Here is an 8,083-nt window from a genome sequence, read left to right on the forward strand (position 1 = left end):
TAACATAGAAGAGAGTACGTGTAATGCGGAGTAAATAATGGTCAAAAAACAATCGACATCTGACTTCACACACGTTATGATATAGATAATCTAATAAGAAAACAGTGTTATCATTACCGCATATTCAGTGAGAATGGTAGCCATAAATATGAATTCGCAGGAACGGAATGGTTGAACCCTCAGGGTGACAGTGTCACTCATTTGTCAGCGAGAGGTGCTTAACTTGGATGATTTTCAGTTTTCTTATTTTGACATGGATTTACAGGAAAGTCAGTAAAATCAAGTTGTTGCTTGACTTATGTTGACCAAGAAAAACATAGATTTTCTGTAGTGACTTGAACTCCTAAGACTCTATTGTAGGTTCGATTCCTATAGGAGACGCTCATTTTTAGCGGTAATGAAGATAGTTTCATTGCCGCTTTTTTCATGCAGAATTGTAATTTCAGTGACAAATTTGTCAGCGAAGCAGGACTGAAAATACTGATTTTGTCAGCGGGAATGGATGCTTGTCACCGATTCACATTTTCTGATTTGTCACACAAAGGGATTAACTACAATGTAGGATGAGCTTTGGGGTGTAAAATTAGGAAAAGAAGTGAAAAAACACTATATTCTTGAAAGCCTTGTTTGTTACGAAACTTTTTAAGCATATTAAGAAATAAAAGAGATTGTGTTTAAAGATGGAAAACTTGTCTGAGACGCAGCGAAGTAAATAAAATGAATAATATAGGAAGTCAGTAGTGCGTGAATAAACTGCTGGCTTCTTTTTTGATAGATACAGTCACTCCCAGAGAGTGTGCAGGATAGTAAAGTAATAATATCAACATGACGATATAGAAAATGCAGGGAAGCATTGTATTTCAAAGAGTTTGAGATACAGTGCTTTTGTGTATTAACAGGGGTAAATGGTTTAATGCTTTTTTTTAATCGTATTTCGTGTTAAAAAATCGTATTTGGTGAAGAAATACCGTAATATTTTGTTTCATGTGATATCTTTTATAGGTGAGATTTGAAACAGAATAAAGATTGAGCCGATATATAAATGAGAAAGAAGGTGAGTAATATGCTGGAAATTGCTGTTTGTGATGACGATATGGCAGATCTTGAGCGTGCAGTGACTATGCTGCATAAGATTTTTACAAGCCAACAGATTGCTTATCATATAGAGCAATTTGTGTCTGCAAATCAAATGCTTGAAAATATCAGCAACATTGATATCGGAATTTTAGATATTTCGATGGAAGAACTGAATGGTATTAAACTGGGGAGAACATTGAAAGAAAAATTTCCGGATGTGAAATTAGTGTATATTACGAGTTATGAAGAATATTGTATGCAGGTCATTAACGAAGTTCACGCATTTTCATTTCTATGTAAGCCATTGGAATATGATAAATTGGAAACGCAGATGTTGGAACTGCTGGATCAACTGCCGGATACCGGAGCAGAAAAGGATTTTTATAAAGTGACGGACAGCAATGGGAAAGAGTATCTGTCGATTAAATTGAAACTCAGGGACATTTTATATTTTGAATACATAAAAAGATCAAGAAAAGTACTGATAGCGTTGTCTGATATCACATATGAGTATGACTGCATTTTTGAAAAACTGGTTGAGGAACTGCAGCCCTATGATTTTGTTGTGAATTGCAGAGGAAATCTGGTTAATTTAAGGCATATTGAAAAAATAAAGGGTTTTATTATTTATATGGATAATGGAAAAGAACTCCAGATTGCGCAAAAGAGAAGCAGCGATTTTAGAGAAGAAGTAAATAAATTTTTGCAGAAAAATTCATAGGAGAAACGATGAATACGATTTTACTGATATTATGTAATGCTCTTTCCTGTTTTATCATAAGTACCATACTGTTCCAGTTTATGAATGGAAAGTATAAAAAGAGTAGTCAAAGTAGATATGTATATATTGTGATCGAGACTGTCACAGTGATTTTTACAACCTGTATCAATATGCTCAATCATTCCATATTAAATTTGGTGGTCTGGGGCGTGTTGACGGGGATAATAGCATATGCTCTGTATTATGAGGATATGGATAAACCGTTAAGACGTATCATTGAATGTGAGGCATTGGTATTTTGCATGTCTGTTTGTGAATCATTAGGAGTGATTCTTTTACAATGTATTTTGCAGGCAGCAGATATAAAAAATGTGAATGAAACGATGCTTTACTGCCTTGAGGTAACATTTTCAAAAGTAATACTTATTTTTTTGTATTATACATTCATAAACAGGTTTGTGAAAAAGAGCGATATTCCTTATGCAAAGACAAGGTACATCATGTATGGAATTATACTCCTATACAATCTGATTAACATGGGTGTAATTGTAGAGAATTTTAAAAATGGAGAAGAAAATTATTTATGTGCAGTCAATATGGGGTGTATTGTTCTGGCAGATCTATACCTTTTATATTTTGTTAAAATGGCAGATGAAAAGAACTATTATGAAAAGCAGCTCATCGCTTTAGAGCAACAGGCAAAGGTACAATACGAATACTATTTGACGCAGACAAAAAAATATGATCAAACCGTCCACATATTACATGATGTAAATAAGCATATTAAAGCAATCGAAGGATTATATGGTGCAGAGCAGGGGAATACGGCAGGAGAATATGCAGCGGAAATCAGAGAACTGTTAAAGCCGCTCATTCCGGTTCAATACACAGAAAATCCGATCTTGAACATTCTTCTTACCGATAAAGAATCCGTTATGAGGGAAAAAGGTATTTCAGTAACCATAAAGGTGGATAATGTGAATCTGAATTTCCTTGCACCAATCGACATTACAACTATTTTTGGAAATTTATTAGATAATGCGATTGAGGCTGCAGAGAAGCTTGAAGGCGGGAAATATATTTCGATTAAGATTGGCTCATACCATAAAATGATAGCTGCCAGCATCGAAAATAACTGCGGGGAGGTAAAGTGGAAAAATGGTTTTCCGGTATCAGCGAAAGGAAAAGGCGGTGGAATAGGACTGCTGAATGTTCAGAGCAGTGTAAAAAAATATGATGGAAATTTAATATTGAAAAGTGATGGAAATAAATTTATTGCTGAGTTATTCCTCAATTCATAAAAAGTCTTACTTCGTGCAAAAAAATCGTACTTGGTGCAGAAAAGGTAAAATATTAGAAGTGGGTTGTCGATAGAAAAAGAAAAATAAAGCGGATGACAGATATAAAAAATTTAATGATAGGAGGCTTCGATTATGTCAAGAATTACGGACTACGGTTTTTTATTTCAAACGACATTTGGAACATCAAAAACAAATTTAGTCAACAATATTCAGTTGTCTCAAATGAACAGCAGTTCTGTACAGAAACAATTAAAAGCAGCAGGGATTGACACAAACAGTAAAAAGTATAAAGCAGCACTGAGTGAGATGATGAAGAATGGAAACGGTGCAATGTTTACGAATGTTCAGGCAATTAAGAACCTGATGAGCCAGTATGACAAAAACGGAGACTGGATTGATCCGAATACCGGATTAACAGGACTTGCTGTAACGGATGAGAACAGAAACAGTTATAAACATATCATTTCTATTCCAGAGAGCAGCCGGGAAGAAATGTTTGAACTGGCAAAGAAAGAATTCTTAAATGAAAACGGTACTTTAAATGGTGATACTACCAAAAGAGAGAGCGTATATAACAATTTATATAGAAAAATGGATAAAGATGACCGTTTATCAGCAGGCTGGACAATGGAACAATATGAACATCAATACAGACAGGCATTTGCAGAAGCAGCAAAAGCCGCTGATCATACATGGAAAGCTGGTAAACCAATACCGGAGGGTGCATTGGATGGCATTACGAGAGAGTATGTTGAGAGTGGAAAGAAGTCAGTAGATATAAAAATATAGTATGCTTTTGTCGGGTACTTTCTTGTGATTATCCTGTAAAGGCATGGTCTTTGGACCGTTATGGAGAGTGAGTAGATTCCGAATGACAGAGGAATGAAAATAATTGGAGGAAACGAAAATGAGTATAGCAGGAATTAACGGTTATAATTATTCAAATTATTATACAGGAACAAAAAGAAACACTGCGAAAGCGAACGGTATGAATTCCGGTTTGTTATCAAATGTAAGCAGTACATCTTCTAATATTACATTACATATGTCGGGAACAGAAGATAGTGGAAATGCATTAACAGCAGTAGGATTTCCGGATGGCAGTAGTGCATCTGTATATAAATCAGATGCATATGATTCGGCAAACCCAGAATACAGGGTAAGATATTGGGACAAAGAAGGAAATTACACAGATACAAATGTACAGATAAATGATGTTGATCCAAGAAATGCAAGTTATTTGGAAATGCTTGCATATACAACATATAGTGATGTAGAAGGCTTTACGAAAAATGCTTTTGGAGATTTCATGAATGCGGCTGGTGGTGTGAATGGCAACATCACTTATGATTCTGACAGCATAAATGAAAAGAAAGACTATATGAGCATGATTAAAGAATTTATGCAGTTACAATATGATTCGAACAACTTATCAGGTTATCTGTCATATAAGGAATTGTATGATTACATAAATGACAGAACAGAGAGGTGATTCAATTAAATGGAAATATCAAATAATTATAGCACAGCAAAAGTGTGGAACACATCGAATAAAAATGTTTCTAAATCTTCTAAAAAAAACAAATGGAAATTAACGGATTCTTTAAAAGAGAAGATTGTTGATCTGGCAAAAAAAGATGCACAGGACAATGTATATATGGGAAATGCATTTATGAATTTGAGAAAGACGGAAGTAAGCAAAGTAGCCCCGAATAGAGCTGCTTTAATTGGAAAGTTTAGTCAATCAATGAATTCAGGTAATATGTCAGCAATGAAAGAAGTTGAGGAAGCAGACAAAAAATGGCTCTGTATGCTGTTTGGAATACCTTATGAGGCAAAATATCAGGGAACAGGGACAGGCTCGGCAATTCATGTATACAATGAAGAGGGCGAAGAAGTTTTGACCTATACAGGGGGAGTAGGCTGGCAGGAAAAAGAAACAAAAGCAGAGTCACAGGTTCATTCAGCATTAAAAATGACATATTATGAGGCATTTAGTGAGGCGAGAAAAGCACTAAATAGTGAAGAAAAGACTGGTAGTGTAGGTGAAAACATAATATTGCAAGATAATTTTGATATGAAGGCATGAAGTATGCAATTAAAATAACAGTAACTTCTACAGTGTTCATTGCAGATGCACAGGGGCATATAAAGAGAATAATTTGTGGCAGGACTTTAAAGCCGTGACAGTTATTATTGATCCGTCAACAGGTAAGTTAATAGATATAGAAAATTTTAATTATTATTATGATTATGCAGTAGGATCAAATTCTTTGACATTCACCAGACGTTATCCGTCAATGACATTGTATAAATATGGAAATTGAGGTGACAATATGAAAATATCTAATTACATGAATAATACGAATTCAATAATGGAAAAAAATACTGATAAAGTACAGAAAGGAAATAGTCAGACAAACGAAAAACATACAGTGGGGCAATCAGTGAAGCTTTCGATTTCTAATGAGGGATTGGAGTATTATCGTAATCGTATACAGCAGAGTGGACAGGAAAAATATGATGATGTGGTTCAAAGAAAGGAACTGTTAGCGAGTAAAAAAATCAGTGATATTGATTATAGTTATGAAATTCAAAAGAAGGCAGCACAGCAGAATCAAAATGTTGATACAGGAAAAAGTGCCTTAAATATTACTGACAAGGCAAATAATTATGTTAAAGCATACGCAGAATTATATGATGAAATTGTGAAGGGCTATGAAAATGGAACCAGAGAAATATATGTAGCTGATGAAAATGGACCTCGTAAGCTTACAAAGGATGAAGAGTTAAGCAATTTAGATGCTGCATATAAAAAAACAGTGGATGACTTTGTGACAATGGAGACAACCAATCAGCATGCCCGTGGAATTATTGGTGAAGAAATGAATAAAATTTCAAAAATTACCACAAGGTCAACTTTGGCATCGGCTTACATTGAGGAGCAAAAAACCAGGGGAAAGGACGAAATCCCAGAAAATTTAACTGAGAAAATGTATGGTGCAATTACCTCATTTAAGGAAAAATATACAATGATTCATCATAATCAAAATCAGTTTTGATGTTATTGGAGCGTCACCAGAAGAATGTTACGGTTATGCAGGTCCAGTAGGAAAGAGTGGATCAGAAACAGCGAATGACGGAGAATCTTGGTGGGAGAAGCGCCACGAAAGAATGGAAGAACTTATGAAAGAACAGGAAAAGGAAGCAGTAAAAAGAGCACAGGCAAGACGAAAAGCTGTACAAAACGAATATCTAAATAGCCAGTTGGCGGCGGCAGCATATGAGAAAAGCAGTATTATTTTACCGGATAATCCTGTTATACTGTAGGCTCATCTTTTGACAGGAAAGCATAAGAATACAGGTAAGATATTTTTCGGGAGGAAGGATAAGAAATGGAAATAAACAGTAATCATTCTACATATGGGGCGGCATTTCGTCAAAAACCGATTTTTTTCATGTCTGGAAAGGAAACAGTGGCATTTTTTGAAGGGAAACTGAAGAAAAATATGACACTTCAGGAAGATTCCTGTACACTTGGCAGCAATGACACTTATCGCAGACAGCATACCACTTATGAGGTTTCGGACAAGAAGAAGGGAAGTACGTTTCTGGATCTGGATTTTCTGATTAAGGACGAAACCAGCAGTCTGAAAGGAAATCTCAGTGATAAAAAGGATGTGGATTTCTACAACTTTTCCATTCCATTTAATCGAACCATACAGAATTATTTTGGGGTTCAAATATACATGGACATGCCGGAAGGCTGTGATTATGACCTCACCTTATATGATGAATATGGCAATCAGGTCGGAAAGGCAGAATGGGACGGGGAAGGACGTAAAACACTGACCATCCCGAACTGGGATACAAATACCAATAAATATTGTATCAAAATAGAAAACAAAAATGGGGAAGAAGTTTCTCCGCATGATTATTATAAAATCAGTTTCAAGGTTACGGAAAATAAAGAACAGGAAAAGACCGATGCCATAAGGGAGGCATTCGGGAACCTTCACGGTGCATACAGCCGGAAAGATGAAAATTGGAGGGAATATCTCGACAAATATAATGAAGTCCTGATGGATACAGAGAAAAATTATACAAAAGAAATGGAGAAACTCCACCAGAAGCAGTTTGAAAGTCTGCCGGAAGAAAAACAATACAAAGGCGGGCGCACAGTGGATGAATTGTTGCAGGACATGGCAGAAGGAAAGACACTGGATGATGCGGAAACGGAGTATGTGAAGATTTTTGCAAACCTGAAAGATTTTGAGAAAGCACAGCAGAAGGCGGAACTGAAAAATGATTTTTCCGAGGATTTTGTAAAGGATCTGGAAAGCAAAGGTATCTCCCGTGATGAGCTGGAGGGAATGCAGATAAAGATTGAAAGCAATGGGAATGTAACAGTGAGCGGTATCGAAGATAAGGAAGTCCGGGAACAGGTTCAGAAACTGGTAGAGGAAAAGTACAGTGACCGGATGTATCAGTATTACACAGGAATTGCTGACAGTGTGGGAAATCTGTCGTCCAATACCTACCAGTATGCCACGGATGTGCAGGAAGTCAGGCGTTACTTAAAAGGGGTTACGGGAGAAGATATTTCTCTGGAGAACCTTTACCTGACACCAGACGGAAAGATTGGCGGGCTGCCGGAAAAAGCTGCTAATCTGATTAACAAAACAAAGGACAATGCCAAGATAGAGCGGATAAAGGATGCATTGATAAATATTATAGGACATAACCGGACAAGCGGTGATCTGGGGATTCCAGACTTTACTTCGGAGTTTCAATTCAGTAATGGTGCTTTTTCTGTGGCAGACAGTGGTTTTACGGTGGATATGGCGGCATTGGATAGAAGGCTGACGCCACAACCGCATGATAACATGTATTCGGATATGTATGCGTATAGTTTCAGGAAAGTATTATGATACAACATCAGAAGGAGGTAATTAAATGCGTATTGGTTCGGGAGTGCAAAGTG

Annotated in this window: 8 protein-coding genes; all 8 read left to right on the plus strand. The window is 36.3% G+C overall.

The features are described from left to right. Nucleotides 1–1,042: 1,042 nt before the first annotated feature. The 8 genes from DWX65_RS14550 to DWX65_RS14585 all read left to right on the plus strand — a co-directional run bounded on the left by DWX65_RS14550 (nt 1,043) and on the right by DWX65_RS14585 (nt 8,030). Nucleotides 1,043–1,798, plus strand: coding sequence for a LytR/AlgR family response regulator transcription factor (locus tag DWX65_RS14550; RefSeq protein WP_242997893.1), 756 nt, complete (start codon nt 1,043–1,045; stop codon nt 1,796–1,798). An 8-nt stretch (nt 1,799–1,806) separates the two neighbouring features. Then, nucleotides 1,807–3,099, plus strand: a complete 1,293-nt coding sequence (locus DWX65_RS14555; RefSeq protein WP_015568074.1) for an ATP-binding protein — start codon at nt 1,807–1,809, stop codon at nt 3,097–3,099. Nucleotides 3,100–3,231: 132 nt separating this feature from the next. Then, entirely contained in the window at nt 3,232–3,888 is a 657-nt protein-coding gene (locus DWX65_RS14560) for a DUF3879 family protein (RefSeq protein ID WP_118173734.1), read from the plus strand. 118 nt (nt 3,889–4,006) lie between these two features. Beyond that, nucleotides 4,007–4,591, plus strand: coding sequence for a hypothetical protein (locus DWX65_RS14565; RefSeq protein WP_015517456.1), 585 nt, complete (start codon nt 4,007–4,009; stop codon nt 4,589–4,591). Nucleotides 4,592–4,600: 9 nt separating this feature from the next. Further along, complete coding sequence (locus tag DWX65_RS14570; protein WP_055171087.1) at nt 4,601–5,188, plus strand: hypothetical protein; 588 nt, start codon at nt 4,601–4,603, stop codon at nt 5,186–5,188. Nucleotides 5,189–5,435: 247 nt separating this feature from the next. Further along, entirely contained in the window at nt 5,436–6,161 is a 726-nt protein-coding gene (locus tag DWX65_RS14575) for a hypothetical protein (protein ID WP_118173735.1), read from the plus strand. A gap of 124 nt (nt 6,162–6,285) precedes the next feature. Next, entirely contained in the window at nt 6,286–6,429 is a 144-nt protein-coding gene (locus tag DWX65_RS15455) for a hypothetical protein (protein ID WP_242997894.1), read from the plus strand. Between the two features lie 65 nt (nt 6,430–6,494). Then, nucleotides 6,495–8,030: a hypothetical protein gene (locus DWX65_RS14585; RefSeq protein WP_055288238.1), complete on the plus strand. Its 1,536-nt coding sequence runs from the start codon at nt 6,495–6,497 to the stop codon at nt 8,028–8,030. Nucleotides 8,031–8,083 lie beyond the last annotated feature (53 nt).

It is taken from the genome of Roseburia sp. AF20-18LB, from assembly GCF_003461185.1.
Taxonomy (GTDB): Bacteria; Bacillota; Clostridia; order Lachnospirales; family Lachnospiraceae; genus Roseburia_C; species Roseburia_C amylophila.